The sequence below is a fragment of the Mesonia sp. HuA40 genome (genome assembly GCF_008017835.1).
Taxonomy (GTDB): domain Bacteria; phylum Bacteroidota; class Bacteroidia; order Flavobacteriales; family Flavobacteriaceae; genus Mesonia.
The window spans coordinates 1-1,984 of record NZ_VRLT01000047.1; the positions used below are offsets into that span (position 1 = coordinate 1).

Consider the following 1,984-nt stretch of genomic DNA (forward strand, 5'->3'; position numbering starts at 1 on the left):
ACTTTAGCCAACAACGGCTATAATTCATTGCGGCGGAATTTTCTACCGAAAATTCCATCCTTTTTTCTATCTTTGAGTTACAACGGAATAAATCCTGCATATTTTTCCGCAACGAAATCATAGCCAAAGCCGTTAGCAAACATAAGAACCAAAATACCCAGTAATAGGTATTGACATTTCTACTTACAAAAATTAATTTTAAAATTTAAAAATCATTAAAAATGAAAAAAGCACTTATAATCTTTATGTCAATTATTATTTTCGGTTGCTCTAAAGATGATAATTCCTCACCAGAATCAGAACCAATTGAGCAAAACCTAACTGTAGAAAGTAATAATGTCAAAACATTTGAGGTGGTTTCAGTTACGGTTAATAATTTGGAACTAACAAATAATACTTATCAAGCTACATTTGGTAATAGTGAAATTACATTATTGAAGTTTGATAATAACTCTCTAATATTTTCAGTACCTGAAATAGAACAAGGAACTTACACATTATCACTTTCTTTAGGAACTATTGAATTCAACGTTGCAGAAACACAAGTTTCAAACACTGATGAAATAATTCAAAACGTATTTGATAATTTTAGTAATGATATAGCCAATTTGGATAATAGCGACCCATTTATTGCAAATGAAATTACAGAAGCAGAGTCGTACAATACAGAAGTTTTAGCATTGTATAATTCATTAAACGATGAACAAAAAAGACAAACTGCTATGTTCTATGAGGCAAATAAAGAAGTTTTTGAAAATTTTAAAAATGATATAGCCTCTAATTTAAATGGTCCAACCACATTGTCAAGAACACCACAATCAGATTGTCCTACGGATGAATTTAAATCTTTTTATAGTTGTACGGCTGATAATTTGGGAAATAGTGCCATTGCACTAAAGAATAGTTCAAAAGAATTTTTACAAATATTGGCATTAGCTGGTGCTTCTGCATATCTAGCACCTGCATCTTTTGGTTTATCTGCAGTTGGTACATTTCTTGGATTAGGAACAGCTGCATATATTTATATGACAGAAGTAAGACCTTCTTTTATTCAATTTAAGTCAAGTTTAAGGTCATTTATTGGTGCAAACTGGATATTAACCCAAGCAACATTTTCCGTTATTGCTGATGAATTTGCTAGTGAATCAGAAGTTAGTCTAAATGTTACACCTGATTTTAGAAGTATGAATTCAAACGATAGTGGGATTTCTGAAGAGACTGGTTACTTTATTAATTCTTTAAATACCTTAAATGTTTATTGGAATCAACTAACAGCACTTTTTGGAGGAACAATAGGTTATCAAGACACCTCTGAAAATGTTGACTTTGATAATAATACTGACCAGATAACCATTACTAATATTTCAAATTCTAATGTTGAGTTAGAATCTTTAAATGGTCAAAATGTAACTTTTAAATCTTTGTCTGGTAATGATGAGAGTTTTAGTTTTGATGTTGAGGTTACAAAAGAAGGTTTTACTAAAACAACGACTATAAACGCTAACGTAACTAACCCAACTTTTAATTATCAAGGGACTTGGATAAGATATAGTACAGGTCAAAATGATAGATATATTTTTGATGAACTAGGTAATGCAGATTTTAGAGAAGCTGATTATTTAGATGGTAACGGTTGGCAAATGATTGATAATCAAATTAATTTATCATATTCAAATGGACAACTTATATTAACCAATCTATACTGGAACGTGAGTAATACATATAATGTAGATAATGTTGATGATATGATTTTTTATAGTACTGATGGAACTGAATTACATAGACAATAATTACGTTTGCTAACAATGGCTATAAGTAATTGCTTGTTCTCGCCTATTTCTGAAAATCCTCGCGGGTTTTCAGTTAGGTGCGTACTTGCAAAGTTAAGTGCTAACCCGCGCAACTACTCATAGGTACTGTGTTAAATAACAAGTAATTTAATTAAAATTTTTTAGTAAGTATTTTATGTTAAACCATAATGCTA

The 1,984-nt window shown here is 30.3% G+C and carries 1 protein-coding gene; it reads left to right on the forward strand.

What is annotated here, in order from left to right:
• Positions 1–221: 221 nt before the first annotated feature.
• Positions 222–1,790 (forward strand): hypothetical protein, encoded by a 1,569-nt coding sequence (locus tag FT993_RS08600; protein WP_147862141.1) that lies wholly within the window; start codon positions 222–224, stop codon positions 1,788–1,790.
• Positions 1,791–1,984 lie beyond the last annotated feature (194 nt).

Coding starts and splice junctions, on each gene's coding strand:
- FT993_RS08600 (WP_147862141.1), top strand. CDS start 222: ATGAAAAAAGCACTTATAATCTTTATGTCAATTATTATTTTCGGTTGC.